Annotated in this window: 13 protein-coding genes; 12 read left to right on the top strand and 1 reads right to left on the bottom strand. The window is 63.5% G+C overall.

Annotated elements, in window-relative coordinates; translation table 11 throughout:
- Positions 1–282 precede the first annotated feature (282 nt).
- From FJ527_RS11155 to FJ527_RS11105, 11 genes are all read left to right on the top strand, one after another.
- Positions 283–1,062, top strand: coding sequence for a proton-conducting membrane transporter (locus FJ527_RS11155; protein WP_140823123.1), 780 nt, complete (start codon positions 283–285; stop codon positions 1,060–1,062).
- Positions 1,063–1,236: 174 nt separating this feature from the next.
- Positions 1,237–2,379 (top strand): aminodeoxychorismate synthase component I, encoded by a 1,143-nt coding sequence (locus FJ527_RS11150; protein ID WP_140823122.1) that lies wholly within the window; start codon positions 1,237–1,239, stop codon positions 2,377–2,379.
- Positions 2,328–2,990, top strand: coding sequence for an aminotransferase class IV family protein (locus tag FJ527_RS11145; RefSeq protein WP_140823121.1), 663 nt, complete (start codon positions 2,328–2,330; stop codon positions 2,988–2,990). Before FJ527_RS11150 ends, FJ527_RS11145 begins: the two co-directional genes overlap by 52 nt.
- 19 nt (positions 2,991–3,009) lie before the next feature.
- Positions 3,010–3,939: a DUF3445 domain-containing protein gene (locus tag FJ527_RS11140; RefSeq protein WP_140823120.1), complete on the top strand. Its 930-nt coding sequence runs from the start codon at positions 3,010–3,012 to the stop codon at positions 3,937–3,939.
- 152 nt (positions 3,940–4,091) lie between these two features.
- Positions 4,092–5,537, top strand: a complete 1,446-nt coding sequence (locus FJ527_RS11135) for a homospermidine synthase (RefSeq protein ID WP_140823119.1) — start codon at positions 4,092–4,094, stop codon at positions 5,535–5,537.
- A gap of 185 nt (positions 5,538–5,722) precedes the next feature.
- Positions 5,723–6,100, top strand: coding sequence for a hypothetical protein (locus FJ527_RS11130; RefSeq protein ID WP_023770500.1), 378 nt, complete (start codon positions 5,723–5,725; stop codon positions 6,098–6,100).
- Between the two features lie 214 nt (positions 6,101–6,314).
- Entirely contained in the window at positions 6,315–8,381 is a 2,067-nt protein-coding gene (locus FJ527_RS11125) for a bifunctional UDP-sugar hydrolase/5'-nucleotidase (protein WP_140823118.1), read from the top strand.
- Between the two features lie 211 nt (positions 8,382–8,592).
- Positions 8,593–9,657: a ferrochelatase gene (hemH, locus tag FJ527_RS11120; protein WP_015315845.1), complete on the top strand. Its 1,065-nt coding sequence runs from the start codon at positions 8,593–8,595 to the stop codon at positions 9,655–9,657.
- 52 nt (positions 9,658–9,709) lie between these two features.
- Positions 9,710–10,921 (top strand): FAD-binding oxidoreductase, encoded by a 1,212-nt coding sequence (locus FJ527_RS11115; protein ID WP_140823117.1) that lies wholly within the window; start codon positions 9,710–9,712, stop codon positions 10,919–10,921.
- A 121-nt stretch (positions 10,922–11,042) separates the two neighbouring features.
- Complete coding sequence (locus FJ527_RS11110) at positions 11,043–11,993, top strand: SPFH domain-containing protein (protein WP_015315843.1); 951 nt, start codon at positions 11,043–11,045, stop codon at positions 11,991–11,993.
- Between the two features lie 14 nt (positions 11,994–12,007).
- Positions 12,008–12,472, top strand: coding sequence for an NfeD family protein (locus FJ527_RS11105; protein WP_140823116.1), 465 nt, complete (start codon positions 12,008–12,010; stop codon positions 12,470–12,472).
- A 179-nt stretch (positions 12,473–12,651) separates the two neighbouring features.
- Here FJ527_RS11105 and FJ527_RS11100 read toward each other — a convergent pair whose 3' ends face one another.
- Positions 12,652–13,653 carry a KpsF/GutQ family sugar-phosphate isomerase gene (locus tag FJ527_RS11100; protein WP_140619376.1) on the bottom strand — a complete coding sequence of 334 codons (1,002 nt, stop codon included), beginning with the start codon at positions 13,651–13,653 and terminating at the stop codon, positions 12,652–12,654.
- A gap of 249 nt (positions 13,654–13,902) precedes the next feature.
- Here FJ527_RS11100 and FJ527_RS11095 point away from each other — a divergent pair, with 249 nt between their 5' ends.
- The gene (locus tag FJ527_RS11095) at positions 13,903–15,678 is read left to right on the top strand and encodes an outer membrane beta-barrel protein (protein ID WP_181166329.1); all 1,776 of its coding nucleotides are present in this window, start codon (positions 13,903–13,905) and stop codon (positions 15,676–15,678) included.
- Positions 15,679–15,729 lie beyond the last annotated feature (51 nt).

Raw genomic sequence — 15,729 nt, 5'->3', positions numbered from 1 at the left:
TTCTTGAAGAACTCTACATCGACGTTTTCCCATAGCTTTCCGCAAGCTCTATGGTAGCTTTCCGTTTAAGCTCAGCCGGAGCGCATGCGGATCGGCGAGGGAAATCTCAGCCGGCCGTGGCGATCAGGCGAACGCGACAACGGCCGTTGGCCATGGGCAGGCAAAGCCGATCGCCGACAGCTTGACCGAAGCCGGCTGTTCCGCGAACCGCGGAACCATCATCGAGTAGTCCTGGGCCGAAGGCCATGACCCACGGCAGACGGATCTGACTGGAGAGAGACAATGGGCACTTTTTTCTACGTGGTCCTGGCGTTGTTGGTAGGCGTGTTGGTCGGCTGGTTCATCTGGGGGCGCCTGCGCAGTGAGCTCGACAGTCTTCGCGGCGACCTCGATCGCACCCGCAGCGAGCGCGACAAGCTGCGCGCCGACAGCGACCGCCTGACCGGCGAACTCAGTGCATGCGGCAAGAGCCGCTCCGACCTCGAGCGTCAGCTGCGCGAGGCCCAGGCCTCGTCGGGCACCGGCGGAGCAAAGGCGTCAAGTCAGCCACCGGCAGCCCTGATGTCGACGCCAGCCGTTGCAAAATCCGGTGCGGCGGCAGCCAAGCCAGCCGCCGCAAAGGCGGCCCCGGCAAAGGCAGCACCGAAGCCCGCGGCCGCCAAACTCGCAACTGCTTCGGCACCGGCAGCCATGGCTTCGCAGAGCAAGGCTCCGACGACCAAGGCTCTGGCGAAGACTTCGACCGTGCCCAAGGCAGCACCCGCTGCAAAGAAGACCGCACCGGCAGCGGCCAAGCCGGCGTCGGGCAAGCCCGACAATCTGCGCCGGTTGATCGGCATCGGCCCAGTCAACGAAAAGCTGCTCAAGGCGCAAGGCGTCACCACATACGCCCAGATCGCCGGCTGGACACCAGCCGACATCAAGCGGATCGAGGAGGTGATGAACTTCGACGGCCGCATCGCGCGCGAACGCTGGATCGAGCAGGCCAAGCTGCTCGCCGCTGGCAACGAGGCCGAATTCGCCAAGCAGTTTCCGACGGCCGGAACCGCCAGCAATACCTGAACGACGGATACAGAGGCCATGCGACCGGCGGCGCCAAGGGCGCCGCCGCTTTCTTTTGTCGGCAAGGTTCGATCCGGCAAAGGTCGGCTTTGAGGGACAGGGTGCCGTTCCCTCGATTGCGCGCGCCCGGCCCCCTATATAGAGCGATCGTCAGCTCCATCGATCCCGGTTCCCATGTCCCTGCCCGCAGCAATTTTCCGCAACGACGAAAGCGCGCGCCAGCTCGTTTTCAAGCGGCCGGCCGATGTCATCGTTGCGCATGAGGCCAAAGACTTCCCGGCGGCGTTGCAAGCGGCGCAGGCCGCGCACGATGCCGGCAAATGGCTGGCCGGCTATTTCTCCTACGAGGCCGGTTACCTGCTCGAACCGAAACTCGTTCCCTTGCTGCCGGGTCGGCGCCGGGCCCCGCTGGTCTGCCTCGGGGTCTTCGATGCTCCTGATGAAGAAGCGGTGCCGCCGCCAGGCACGCCGACCAACGGCCCGATCTTCGACGCAAGGGCAACGTGGTCGTTCGAGGACTACGAGAAGCGGTTCTCGCGGTTGCATCGGCACATCAGGCAAGGCGATTGCTACCAGGGCAACCTGACCTTTCCGGTGCACGCGCAATGGTCCGGCGATCCGCTCGCCGCCTTCGACGCACTGACCGAACGCCAGCCCGTGAAATATGGCGCCCTGATCGCGCTGGGCGACCCGATCGTCCTGTCGCGCTCGCCCGAACTGTTCTTCGAGATCGATGCGGCGGGGATGATCGAGACGCATCCGATGAAGGGTACCGCACCGCGCGGCGCAACCGCGGACGAGGACGAGCGGCAGAAGAATTTCCTGCGCAATGACGAGAAGAACCAGGCCGAGAACCGGATGATCGTCGACCTCCTGCGCAACGACATATCGCTGATCAGCGAGGTCGGCACGCTGGAGGTGCCGGAACTGTTCCGCATCGAGACCTACCCGACCGTGCACCAGATGGTGAGCGACGTCAGGGCCAAGCTGCTGCCCGGCCTCTCGATACGACAGGTGTTCGCGGCGCTGTTTCCCTGCGGCTCGATCACCGGCGCGCCGAAGATTCGCGCCATGGAGATCCTGCACGATCTGGAGGCCACGCCGCGCGATGTCTATTGCGGCGCCATTGGCTGGATCGCGCCCGGCGGCACGATGCGCTTTTCCGTGGCGATCCGCACCATCTCGCTCTTTGCCAGCGGCGAGGCCGTCTACAATGTCGGCGGCGGCATCGTCTTCGATTCGGTCGCGGAAGAGGAGTATCAGGAGTGTTTGCTCAAAGCCCGTTTCGCGACGGGGACACCGCCGGTTTCGAGCTGATCGAGACCATGCGCTGGGAGCCCGCCTCGGGCTTCCTGCGCCTCGATCGCCATCTTGCGCGCCTTTATGGCTCGGCGGCGGAACTGGGCTTCAGCTATGATCCGCAAAGGGTTGGCGAGGCCCTGAGCGACGCGGTCGATCGATCGCCCGTCGCCATGCGCACGCGGCTCGCCCTGTCGCGCAATGGCCAGGCCAACGCCTCGGCGCAGCCCTATGAACCGCTTGCCGCCGACAAGGTGTGGGCACTGCGGCTGGCGCGGACGAGGCTCGATTCGAGCAACATGCTGCTGCGCCACAAGACCAGCCGGCGGCAGCCCTACACCCATGCCCGCTCCGAATACCTCGTCACCCAGGCCGATGAGGTGCTGCTGGCCAATGAGCGCGGCGAGATCTGCGAAGGCACGATCACCAATGTCTTCGCCGATTTCGGCGACGGCGTGCTGGCAACGCCCCGGCTCGATTGCGGCCTGCTGCCTGGCGTACTGCGCGGCGCGCTTCTGGATGAAGGCCGCGCCAGTGAAGCGATCTACAGCTTGAATGACCTGAAATCCGCCAAGGCGCTGTTCGTCGGCAATTCGCTGCGCGGGCTGATCCCGGCCAAACTAATCTGAAGTCAAACTGATCTGAGGCATGACGTCCCTACCCGCCCACACGCCGTATGACGGCTCGTCGAAACTCTTCACCATCGGGCTGAAGCCGCTCGACCCCGCGAACTGGATCGAGGTAGACGGCCATTTGCTGCCCTACCTCGCTAAAAAGCGCCGGCTCTATGCCGAAATCCCTGAACGCGTCTTCGTCGAGCAGGACGGTACGCGTGACGCCCAGCAGGAAGTGCTCGAACTGCTCGGCGCTTACCTGCCGGAAAGATTTCCCGACACCCACCGGCGCAGCGATGCGGGCGTTGCGGTCGTGGGTGCGACGAGCCGTCCCACGATCCCCTCCAGCCTCGCCGGCGCCCCCCTCGTCGTGGCCTCGCTGCTGGTCCAGGAGGACCTGATCCTCATGCGGCGGGGCGAAGATGGCTGGCGGCTCGCGGCGGGTTCGCTGTGCTTTCCCTCGTCCTGGTCGCTTGTCGAAAAATTCGGCAAGCCGCTGCAGCAGATCCACGAGCCGGTGCCGGGCTTCGGCCCAGGCACAAGGCCGGCCGATCTGATCAACCGGATGTTCGATGGCCTGCAGGGCCAGGCCGTCGAACGTTACAATTGGTCGATCCAATCAGGCGATGCACTCTACCATCCGCTGTCCAATATCGAGCGCATCGACCGCGCCACCAGCCGGCCGACGCGTTTCCCCGACGGTGACGTGAAGACGCACGCCTTCATCCGGGTCGAGCGCCAGACGCTGCGCAAACTGCCCGCCTCACGCGACATCCTGTTCACCATCCGCATCCATCTCGACCCGCTCGCCGTGCTAGCGCGGCACCCGGACCGGGCGACGCTGGCAGCGTCCTTTGCCGCGCAGCTCGAAGCGCTCGATGTCGCCCAGCTCGACTACAAGGGCCTGACATCGGATCGCGATCGGCTGATCGCTGTCCTTAACCAAATGGCCAAGGACGCGTAGTCGCTGGTTGGCGCTTTTCGCTGGTTTATGACAATGATCTGTGATGTAGCGCATGGCCGTTGCGCGAAAATGCCGGGCTTTTGCACGCAGTTGCCCAGCTTTTGAACGCAGTTGCCCGGCTTTTGAACGCAGTTGAAGGAGTGCCCGATAAAATGGCGAATGAAAACTGGCCCGTTTACGGTGAGATCACCGGCCCCGTGGTGATGATCGGCTTCGGCTCGATCGGACGCGGAACGCTGCCGCTCATCGAGCGCCATTTCAAGTTCGACAAGTCGCGCATGACAGTCCTCGACCCGCGCGATACCGATCGCAAGCTGCTCGACGAGCGCGGCATCGCCTTCGTCCAGGAAGCGGTGACCGAGAAGAACTACAAGAAGCTTTTGACGCCGCTTCTGACCAATGGCGGTGGCCAGGGCTTCTGCGTCAACCTGTCGGTCGATACCGGCTCGGTGGACCTGATGCGGCTCTGCCGCAAGCTCGGCGTGCTCTATATCGACACCGTCGTCGAGCCTTGGCTTGGCTTCTATTTCGACGCCAAGGCCGACAACGCCAGCCGCACCAACTATGCGTTGCGCGAGGCGCTGATCAAGGAAAAGCACGACAAGCCGGGCGGCGCCACCGCGATATCCACCTGCGGTGCCAATCCCGGCATGGTGTCGTGGTTCGTCAAGCAGGCGCTGGTCAACCTCGCCACCGATCTTGGCATGGAATTCTCCGAGCCATCGCAGGACGACCGCGAGGGCTGGGCCAAGCTGATGAAGAAGGCCGGCGTCAAGGGCATCCACATCGCCGAGCGCGACACCCAGCGGACCAAGAAGCCCAAGCCGATAGATGTGTTCTGGAACACCTGGTCGGTCGAGGGCTTCATCTCCGAGGGGTTGCAGCCAGCCGAGCTCGGCTGGGGCACGCATGAGACCTGGATGCCCAAGAACGGCAAGAAGCACAAGCATGGCTCCAAGGCCGCGATCTACCTGGAGCAGCCCGGCGCCAACACCCGCGTGCGCTCCTGGTGCCCGACGCCGGGACCGCAATATGGCCTGCTGGTAACGCACAACGAGGCGATCTCGATCGCCGATTTCTTCACCGTGCGCTCCAAGAAGGGCAAGGTTCAATACCGCCCGACCTGCCACTACGCCTACCATCCCTGCAACGATGCGATGCTGTCGCTGGACGAGATGTTCGGTGCCGCCGGCAAGCCGCAGCCGGTGCACCACGTGCTCGACGAGAACGAACTGGTCGACGGTGTCGACGAACTCGGCGTCCTGCTCTACGGCCATGACAAGAATGCCTACTGGTATGGTTCGCAGCTGTCACTCGCCGAAGCGCGCAAGCTGGCCCCCTACCAGAACGCCACCGGCATGCAGGTCACCTCGGCTGTCCTGGCCGGCATGGTCTGGGCACTGGAGAATCCCGCCGCCGGCATCGTCGAGGCCGACGAGATGGATTACAAACGCTGCCTGGACGTGCAGTCGCCCTATCTCGGGCCGGTCAAGGGCTATTATACCGACTGGACGCCGCTCGACAGACGCCCGGGTCTCTTCCCGGAGGACCTCGACCGCAGCGACCCGTGGCAATTCCGCAACATCCTCGTCCGATAGCACCACCCGGACTATGCGCCATTGCCTTGCAATCGCCCGGAAATCGGGCGATTGAAGGGAGGCGGCCTGGGGTGGCGATGTGCGTCCGTTGAACGCCTAAAGCATACCCCGGCACTTTGGACGTTCGCGTCAATTCCCAGAAATCGGCCCGATTTCTGGGACGACGCGTTTGGAGAGGATTTCATATGACGATTGCGCGCAAAGTTCTTTCGACGGGCCTGGCGGGCGCCCTTGCCTCGATGCTTGCTGCCTGTGCCACCAGCGGCCCAGATACGCCGCCCATGGCCGCCGCCCCGAAAGGGGTCGAAGGTTCCTGGATCGATGCCAAGGGCACCGGCCTGTCGACCTTCACCGGCGGCACCTTCACGACCGTCGCCACCGACACGGGACAGAAGCTTGCCGATGGCAGCTACACGATGACCGGCGCCACGTCGGTACAGATCAACGGCACCTCGCTGATCCGCCAAACCCCGGTAAGCTTCAATTGCCTGATGGTGTCGACCAGCCAGCTCAACTGCACCAGCTCCGCCGGCCAGAATTTCGTGCTGACACGGCGCACCTGAACTCGGCGAACATTCCAGTCACAAAGAACGACGGCGGCCCCTCGGCCGCCGTTTTTTTGTGCCGGCAAATACCCCAGGTTTCGCGCCTGGAGATACCGCCGCATTTCCGCTTGCGTCGGCCCGAACGCGATGGGAACATGATCGAAAGGCTGGCTGTAATACCCAGTCAAGCAAGGGCGCCAGACGCCTCTGATCAGCCTACCGGGAGACGAAGATGAAGAAGCTTGCCGCCATTGCCGCCCTTTCCGCTTCGACGCTTGGCCTGTCGGCCGGCGCATCCTTTGCCGACTACACACTGAACATCCTGCACATCAATGACTGGCACAGCCGCATCGAAGGCAACAACAAATACGAATCGACCTGCTCGGCCGAGGAGGAGACCAAGGGCGAATGCATCGGCGGCGCCGGCCGGCTGATCACCGCCATTGCCCAGGAACGCAAGAAGCTGGAAGGCCAGAACGTGTTGCTGCTCAGCGCCGGCGACAATTTCCAGGGTTCGCTGTTCTACACGACATACAAGGGCAAGGTCGAAGGCGAGTTCCTCAATGACATGAAGTTCGACGCCATGGCACTCGGCAACCATGAATTCGACGACGGCGAGGCGGCGCTGGCGCCGTTCCTCGACATGATCAAGTTCCCGGTGCTCGGCGCCAACGTCAAGGCCAACGCGCAGTCCAAGCTCGGCGACCGCGTCAAGTCGTCGATCGTCGTCGAGGTCGGCGGCCAAAAGATCGGCATCATCGGCGCCGTCACCAACGACACGCCCGAACTCGCCTCCCCCGGCCCCAACATCAAAATCGAGGACGACGTCAAGTCGATCACGGCCGAGATCGAGAAACTCAAGGGAGAAGGCGTCGACAAGATCATCGCCGTGACCCATATCGGCTACAACAGGGAGCGCGACGTCATCGCCAAGATCCCTGGCATCGACATCGTGGTCGGCGGCCACAGCCACACGCTTCTGTCCAATACCGATCCGAAGGCGGCTGGCCCCTACCCGACCATGGTCGACAACCCCGGCGGCTACAAGGTGCCGGTGGTGCAGGCGGCGTCCTATTCGAAATACCTCGGCGAGTTCAAGGTGGTGTTCGACGACAACGGCGTCGCCAAATCGGCAAGCGGCGACCCGATCTATCTCGACAAATCGATCACGCCGGACCCGGCCGTGCTCGCCCGCATCAAGGAGCTTGGCGCGCCGATCGAGGCCTTGAAGAACAAGGAAGTGGCCGAGACCACCGACGTCATCGACGGCAGCCGCGAAAGCTGCCGCGCCAAGGAATGCGCGATGGGCAATCTCGTGTCCGACGCCATCCTCGACCGCGTCAAGGGACAGGGCGTCGAGATCGTCATTTCCAACGGAGGCGGCCTGCGCGCTTCCATCGATAAAGGCACCGTCACCATGGGCGAGGTGCTGACCGTGCTGCCGTTTCAGAACACGCTGGCGACCTTCCAGATTTCCGGCAAGGACCTGGTCGCAGGCCTCGAAGGCGGGCTTAGCCAGATCGAGGACGGCGCCGGCCGCTTCCCGCAGGTGGCGGGCCTCAAATATTCCTTCGACAGATCGGTCGCACCCAATGCCGGCCGCGTCAAGTCGGTGGAGGTGATGGAAAATGGCGCCTGGACGCCGATAAATCCGACCAAGGACTATTTGGTCGCCACCAACAACTATGTCCGCCAGGGCGGCGACGGCTACAAGGTCTTCGCCGAAAAGGCCAAGAACGCTTATGACTACGGCCCTGGCCTCGAACAGGTCGTGGCCGACTATCTCGGCGCGCACCGACCCTATACGCCGAAGCTCGACGGCCGCATCACCGAGATCGCCGCGACGACAGCGGCAGCTCCCGCCGCCGAACCAGCAAAGCCGGCGGAGACCGCACCGGCAGCGCCGGCACCGGCCGAGGCTGCCAAACCGGCTGCACCGGCAATGCCGGAATTGCCTGCCAACTCAGGCGATATCGCCAACACGCCGCCAGCCATATCGACGGAAAACGCGCCTGCATCACCGGCCCCGCCGGCACCTGCCGAACCGGCGAAGCCTGCCGAGACCACTCCCGCGCCGGCCACTGCGCCGGCGACGCCCGCGCCCGCCGAGCCGGCAAAGCCCGCTGAAGCCACACCAGCCACCGGCAATCATGTCGTCGTGACCGGCGATACCTACTGGGATCTGGCGAAGAAGGCCTATGGCGATGCGACCGAGTGGAAGCTCATCTATGAGGCGAACAAGGGCCAAAGGCCGCATCGGCTTATGCCGGGCGCGACACTGACCATCCCGGCGAAGTAATTTCGTCCAGCTCCGCCACATCGCCCGCCCGGGGAACCGGGCGGGTTTATATCTCCATGGCCTGATGCATGTCGCCCGGAGGTGTCCTCGGTTATCAGAAGCTTACGGCAGGTCGGGCGAATCCTATCCTCCGCGACATGCTGCAAGGTGCGGCCAGACGCGGCATTGAAAGCTCCTGCAGGATGGTTAGGTTCACGTCTCGGAGACCCATATGCCGCTTTCCACTATTGTCGATCCCAAAGCCGCGAAAGCCCCTGGCCCACGACCGGTCGGGCATCCCCCCGTCAAGATCGGCAAGATAGGGGTCATGCTGGTCAACCTTGGAACACCCGACGGCACCGAGTTCAGGCCGATGTGGCGTTATCTCAGGGAGTTCCTGTCTGATCCACGCGTTATCGAACTCAACAAGGCGATCTGGTATCCCATCCTCTATGGACTGGTGCTGACCACGCGACCGAAGAAGTCGGGCGCCAACTACGCCAGGATCTGGAACCGGGAGAAGAACGAGTCGCCTTTGCGAACCTATACCCGCGCACAAGGTGAAAAACTGGCCGAGGCGCTACGCGATCTGCCCAACGTGGTCGTCGACTGGGCGATGCGCTACGGCAACCCTTCGACGTCGAGCGTCGCCGAAAGGCTGGTCGCACAAGGCTGCGATCGCATCCTGAGCTTTCCACTCTATCCGCAATATTCGGCGACGACGACCGCCACCGCAAACGACCAGCTGTTTCGCGCCTTGATGAAGATGCGGGCGGCACCTGCCGTCCGCAGCGTGCCGCCCTATTATGATGAGCCAGTCTACATCGAGGCGCTGGCCAGTTCGATCGAACGGCACCTGGCGACCCTGGATTTCCAGCCCGAGGTGGTCATCGCCTCCTATCACGGCATTCCAAAACCCTATTTTGAGAAGGGCGATCCCTATCATTGCCATTGCCTGAAGACGACGCGGCTGCTGCGCGACAGGCTCGGCTGGGACGAAAGAAAACTGATCACCACCTTCCAATCACGCTTCGGGGCGCAAGAATGGCTGCAGCCCTACACCGACAAGACTGTGGAGAAACTGGCCAAGGACGGCGTCAAGTCGATCGCCATCGTCAATCCGGGGTTTTCAGTCGACTGCATCGAGACGCTGGATGAGATTGGCCGCGAAGCGGCCGAGACCTTCCACCATGCCGGCGGCAAGAACTTCGCCCACATACCATGCCTGAATGACAGCCCTGAAGGCATGGCGGTGATCGAAGCGATGGTACGGCGCGAGCTGTCAGGCTGGGCTTGATGCCGGAACAACACCAGCTCCGGAGCGTTGAGCAGCGCCTCCGGAGAACTCAATGCTCCGCAAACTTGACCTCAGCACTGGCCGGCCCGTCTGGTCCGCCTATCGGGCGCCCGCGGTACCGACTGGCAGTCTGACCCGGGACGTCAAGACCGATGTGCTTATCGTCGGCATGGGCATCAGCGGCGCCATGATGGCCGAGGCGCTGACAGCCGGCGCTCACGCCGTGATCTGCATCGACCGGCGTGGGCCGCTGAAAGGATCGACGGCGGCAACAACCGCGCTTGTGCAATTCGAGATCGACCAGCCGCTTTCAACGCTCTCGAGGATGATCGGCAAGGGCCAGGCACGGCAGGCCTGGCGACGCTCCCGGCTAGCCGTTTCCAACCTTGCCGCCCGCATCGCCGAACTCGGCATCAACTGCAGCATAAGCCGCACCCAATCGCTTTATCTGGCTGGCACCGTGCTCGGCCCATCGGAACTCCGGGACGAAACCGAGGCGCGACAGATGGCCGGCATCGGCGCGACCTATCTTACATCGGCGCCATTGGCCGGAGCATTCGGCATCGATCGGGGTGGCGCCATCCTGAGCCATGGCAACATCGCGCTCGACCCTCGCAAGCTGACGGCAGGGCTGCTGCTCAAGGCGCTGGAGCGCAAGGCACGTTTATACGCTCCCGTCGAAGCGACGGCGATCGAGGACAGCGCCGATGAGGTGGTGGTGGCAACCACGGACGGCCCCACCATCACGGCACGGCATGTTGTCCTGGCCACCGGTTACGAGCTGATCGACATCGTGCCGGCGGCCGCTCACCGGGTCATCTCGACATGGGCGATTGCGACATGTCCGCAACCACGGAAGCTCTGGCCGGGCGCGGCGTTCATCTGGGAGGCGTCGGATCCCTACCTCTATGTCAGGGCAACCGCCGATGGCCGGGTCATCTGCGGCGGCGAGGACGAGGAATTCCTTGACGAGACGCGGCGCGATAAGCTGATAGCCGACAAAAGCGCCCGCATTGCCGCAAAACTCGACCTGATGTTTCCGCACCTCGACACCCGGCCCGACTTTGCCTGGACCGGCTCCTTCGGCACCACGACCACTGGCCTCCCCTACATCGGCGCCATTCCCTGGCACCCGCGCATCCATGCCGTGATGGGTTATGGCGGCAACGGCATTACCTTCTCGCGCATCGCCGCCGAGATCATCTCTGCTTCGATCGGCGGGCTTGAAGACACGGATGCAAGCCTGTTTGCCTTCAACCGCTGAGTGCATACCCACAAACAATCCCTCATCACCTGATTGTAACGTTCCTGAAACACACTTAAGTCTTTGGTGAAGCCGGTTGCGCGGGAATGGCTCGCGCGGCCTGCCCATGAGGGAGGGCCAAATGGATTTCAGTGGTTTCGATATTGCGGTCGTTGTTCTGGTGGCGCTTGTCGTACTGGTGCTGTTCAAGGGCATCAAGACAATCCCACAGGGATACAACTATACCGTCGAACGCTTTGGTCGTTACACCAAGACACTGAGCCCCGGCCTGAACCTCATCTTTCCGTTCGTCGACCGCATCGGCGCCAAGATGAACATGATGGAACAGGTGCTCGACGTTCCGAGCCAGGAGATCATCACCCGCGACAATGCCATCGTCGGTGTCGACGGCATCGCTTTCTACCAGATCCTCAATGCGGCACAGGCCGCCTATCAGGTTGCCGGCCTGCAGAACGCCATCCTCAACCTGACGATGACCAACATCCGTACCGTCATGGGTTCGATGGACCTCGATGAGCTGTTGTCGAACCGCGACGCCATCAACGAGCGCCTGCTGCGCGTCGTCGACGAGGCCGCGCATCCTTGGGGCATCAAGATCACCCGCGTCGAGATCAAGGATATCAACCCGCCCGCCAACCTGATCGAATCGATGGGCCGCCAGATGACCGCCGAGCGCAACAAGCGCGCGCAGATCCTGGCCGCCGAGGGCCTCAAGCAGTCGCAGATCCTCGAAGCGGAGGGCCGCAAGGAAGCCGCCTTCCGCGACGCCGAGGCGCGCGAACGCTCCGCCGAAGCGGAAGCCCGCGCCACCCAGGTGGTGTCGGAAGCGATCTCCAAGGGCGACGTCCAGGCACTGAACTACTTCGTCGCCCAGAAATACACCGAGGCGCTGGGCAAGATCGGCACCGCCACCAACAGCAAGATCGTGCTGATGCCTTTCGAGGCATCGTCGCTGATCGGCTCGCTCGGGGGTATCGGCGAAATCGCCAAGGAAGTCTTTCGCAGCGAAGGCACGACCGGCGCGCAAAGGCAGGCGGCACGTCCGCCTGTCGTCAGGCCCTCCGACAACTGAGATAGGCCACTCTCATGATCGACCGCATCGTTTCTGAACTCGGGCCGTGGAACTGGATGGTTCTGGGCTTCGTGCTGCTGGTGGTAGAGGTCATCGCACCGGGTTTCTTCATGCTTTGGATCGGCATCGCCGCTCTGATCGTCGGCGCGGTGTCGCTGCTGATCTGGGATGTCGCCATCTGGACATGGCAGGTCCAGGTGCTGCTATTCCTCGTGCTGTCGCTGGTTTCAGCCTTTGTCGGCAAGAAACTCATGGGCGGACACGAGCAGCCAACCGATCAGCCGCTGCTCAATCGCCGTGGCGCCCAGATGGTCGGCAGGATGGCGACGCTCGCCGAACCGATCCGCGACGGTCGTGGCCGCATCAAGCTCGGCGACACGCTGTGGCGTGTCTCCGGCCCCGATCTGCCCGCCGGCACTCAGGTTCGTGTGACAAGCGCCGCGGACACGGATCTGGAACTGACGGTGGAGCGGGTCTGAATTCCAGCGAGTGCCAACGCGCTAAAGTATTGAGATTCAGGTCAGGCCAAGTCGTGAACGATTGGTTTCGGGTCGCTCTTGCGACGAGCAGGGCGGACATTAAGTCCGTGCGCTCCGGCCTACGCCGGAAGCGCAGAAATCCTTCGCTCGCAGGCCGGCCTCACCTGAAGATCAATATCTTAGGCGGCGCCGATGCGCAGCAGGTCATGGAAATGCACCACGCCCAGCGGCATGTTGTTCCTGGTCACCACCAGCGCACCGACATTGTGCTCGTTGAGCAGCGCGATCGCAGTGCCTGCAAGCGTCTGCGGGTCGACCGTCTTGGGTGTGCGGGTCATCACCTCGTCGACGATGACGTCGGCCAGGTTGCGGTGCAGGTTGCGCGCGACATCGCCGTCGGTGATGATCCCGGCCAGCTCGCCATTGGCGTCGACGATCAGCACGCAGCCGACCTTCTTCTGCGACAGTGTCATCACCGCTTCCGGCATCTTGGTGCCGAGCGAAGCCAGCGGCATCTGCTCGCCGACCCGCATGATCTCGGAGACCATGGTCAGGTTGGCGCCGAGCTGGCCGCCGGGATGGAAGGTGCGGAAATGGTCCGGCGTGAAGCCGCGCGCCTCGAGCAGCGCGATCGCAAGTGCATCGCCGATGACCAGTTGCAGCAGCGTCGACGTCGTCGGAGCCAGGCCATGCGGGCAGGCTTCCGGGGTGCGCGGCAAAAGCAGCACGACGTCGGCCGCGCGCGCCAGCGCCGAGGTTTCTCCGGAGGTGATGGCGATGAGTGGAATGGAGAAGCGCCTGGAATAGGCGACGATGCCCATCATCTCCTTGCTCTCGCCCGACCACGAGATCGCGATGATGGCGTCGTCCCTGGCGATCATGCCGAGATCGCCATGATTGGCCTCGACGGGATGGACGAAGAAGGCCGGCGTGCCGGTCGAGGCCAGCGTCGCCGCGATCTTCGAACCGATATGGCCGCTTTTGCCGACACCGGTGACGATGAGCCGGCCCTCGATCTTCGAGATCGTCTCGACGGCCTGGGCAAAGGGTGCCGCCAGTCCGTTCTCAAGCGCCTCGGCAAGGGCCGCGATTCCCGCCTGTTCGGTTGTTACCGTTCTCAGCGCCGATTCGATCGACGCTTGCCTGTCCAGAGGCTTCTTATCGAGAGATCTCGCATGCATGGGTGATGCGATTAGCGCTTTGCCGCCCGCCTGTCCAACAGAAATGGCCTCTGCATGACGGCCGGATGTGTGCGGTCGTTGGGGACGACGACAAGGATCAAAATAGAAGGCACGAGGCGGACCCGCATTGGCGCCCGCGGAAATCCGCGTTTGGAGCCAGTCCTGCGCGCGCCCTCAACCCTCCGTTAACCATCCCCATTTACGGTTCGGTAAGTATGGCGCGCGTGCGCCGCGCAAGCAGTGGTGGCGATGTCCGGGGTCCAGCCAGAAAAATTGAGAGGACGACAGGGCAAGGCGATCTGCGCCTTGCTGCTGGCGACCAGCATCCTTGCCTTGCTGCGTTCCACGCCACTCCATGCCCAGGAAACGGAATTGCGCGGAGAAGTGTCGGAATCGGCGATTCTGTCCGACCAGCAGCGCAAGGCGAGAAACCTGGTTCTTGCACAGCAAGCGGCGGCCAACGCGGCCGCGCAGGACAATGCGCCGGCGCGAACCTATCTGCCGGCCAGCGCCGGCGCCGTGCCTGACGACGCGGACGCCGCGAACTCGACCACCAGCGTCTTCGACCCGCCCCAGGCCGGCGACGATGCCTCCGCCGACGCGCCCACGCCGCCCAAGCCACGCCGCGCTTCGACCGCCAGGCAGAATGCGGCCGACAAGGCAAAGGACAAGGTCGCCGACAAAAAGAAGAAGAAAAAGAACACCATGGCGGCTACGGATCCAACCACCACCGCCACGACGGCCGCGACCGACGACACCGCCGATATCGCGGCGGATCAGGAAGCGGCCAATCGCCGTGCACTCACCATCGACAGTGTGGACAGGCAGAAACTCGACCCTGGCGCCGAGCGCACCGCTGCAATCGAGGGCCAGAACAAGAAAGCCGAGGACGATCCGTTCGCCGCCACCGGCGTCAAATGGGGCTCCTTCATCATCCGGCCGACCATCGAACAGGGGCTGACGGCGACGACGAACGGCGATTCGAGCAGTGCCGGCACATCGGCGCTGCTGTCCGAGACGGCGCTGCGCTTTACCGCCGCTTCCGACTGGCGTGAAAACGCCGCGACCATCGACGGCTACGGAATTTTCCGTGAAACCGTGTCGGGCTACCCGGTTCACGATGCGCAGGGGCGCATCGAAGGCCAGCTCAATGTCGACCTCGACAATGACTTGCGTGCCATCGCCAAGCTCGGCTACGAAGCCGTGCCGGAATCCGCGTCCTCGCCCGATGCCATCGCTGGCGTCAGCACCCAGCCGCTGCGGCAGACCGTCGACGGCAGCATCGGCGTCGAAAAGGCCGTCGGCAAGATGCAGTATACGTTGACCGGGGCGGTCTCGCACGACTTCTATGGTGACGCCAAGCTCTCGGACGGCACCTCGCTGTCGCAGAAAGATCAGGACAATACGCTCTACACTGCAACCTTGCGCACCGGCTACGAGATCTCCCCCGCGCTCACGCCCTTCACCGAGATCGAGGTCGGCCGCCGGGCCTACGACCAGCGCATCGACAATGAAGGCTTCGAGCGCTCCTCGACGCGTCTTGGCGCCCGCGCCGGCTTGCAACTCGACATGGGCGAGAAGCTGTCGGGCGAATTCTCGGCCGGTTGGCTCAGAGAGGCGATCGACGACAACAGCCTGGAAGCGATTTCGGGGGCCACCCTCAATGCCGACCTCAAATGGTCGCCGCAGCGCGGCGCCACCATCGGCTTGACCGGCAAGACCACCGTCGAGACCACGACCACATCGGGCGAAAGCGGCGATATCCTCTACTCCGGACGCCTGACGGGCGAGCGCGTGATCCGATCCAATCTTACCGCGAATGCGGCCTTGGGCCTGGATTGGCGCGATTATGTCGGCATTGACGGCCATGACAGGATCTTGAGCGCCGAGGCCGGGCTGACCTGGTGGCTGAACCGCTATGCGGGCCTCACCAGCAGGGTAAGGACCGAAAAGCTGACCAGTAACCTGCCCGGCCGCGACTACACCGCCAACAGCATCTTCGTCGGCGTGAAGGTGCAGCGCTGAAGGCGTGTGCGCCAAGGCATGGCGAGAGTCAGGGTCGGGCCGAGTCGAGAA

Origin of the sequence: Mesorhizobium sp. B2-4-18 (assembly GCF_006441385.1) — a bacterium.
Taxonomy (GTDB): Bacteria; Pseudomonadota; Alphaproteobacteria; order Rhizobiales; family Rhizobiaceae; genus Mesorhizobium; species Mesorhizobium australicum.
This window is presented reverse-complemented; position numbering and strand designations above follow the sequence as displayed.

What these genes read in the sequence shown, in the direction of transcription:
- FJ527_RS11140 (WP_140823120.1), top strand. Translation starts at nt 3,010, where the DNA reads ATGACGTCCCTACCCGCCCACACGCCGTATGACGGCTCGTCGAAACTC.
- FJ527_RS11100 (WP_140619376.1), bottom strand. Translation starts at nt 13,653, where the DNA reads ATGCATGCGAGATCTCTCGATAAGAAGCCTCTGGACAGGCAAGCGTCG.
- FJ527_RS11150 (WP_140823122.1), top strand. Translation starts at nt 1,237, where the DNA reads ATGTCCCTGCCCGCAGCAATTTTCCGCAACGACGAAAGCGCGCGCCAG.
- FJ527_RS11105 (WP_140823116.1), top strand. Translation starts at nt 12,008, where the DNA reads ATGATCGACCGCATCGTTTCTGAACTCGGGCCGTGGAACTGGATGGTT.
- FJ527_RS11135 (WP_140823119.1), top strand. Translation starts at nt 4,092, where the DNA reads ATGGCGAATGAAAACTGGCCCGTTTACGGTGAGATCACCGGCCCCGTG.
- FJ527_RS11125 (WP_140823118.1), top strand. Translation starts at nt 6,315, where the DNA reads ATGAAGAAGCTTGCCGCCATTGCCGCCCTTTCCGCTTCGACGCTTGGC.
- FJ527_RS11095 (WP_181166329.1), top strand. Translation starts at nt 13,903, where the DNA reads ATGTCCGGGGTCCAGCCAGAAAAATTGAGAGGACGACAGGGCAAGGCG.
- hemH (WP_015315845.1), top strand. Translation starts at nt 8,593, where the DNA reads ATGCCGCTTTCCACTATTGTCGATCCCAAAGCCGCGAAAGCCCCTGGC.
- FJ527_RS11155 (WP_140823123.1), top strand. Translation starts at nt 283, where the DNA reads ATGGGCACTTTTTTCTACGTGGTCCTGGCGTTGTTGGTAGGCGTGTTG.
- FJ527_RS11130 (WP_023770500.1), top strand. Translation starts at nt 5,723, where the DNA reads ATGACGATTGCGCGCAAAGTTCTTTCGACGGGCCTGGCGGGCGCCCTT.
- FJ527_RS11115 (WP_140823117.1), top strand. Translation starts at nt 9,710, where the DNA reads ATGCTCCGCAAACTTGACCTCAGCACTGGCCGGCCCGTCTGGTCCGCC.
- FJ527_RS11110 (WP_015315843.1), top strand. Translation starts at nt 11,043, where the DNA reads ATGGATTTCAGTGGTTTCGATATTGCGGTCGTTGTTCTGGTGGCGCTT.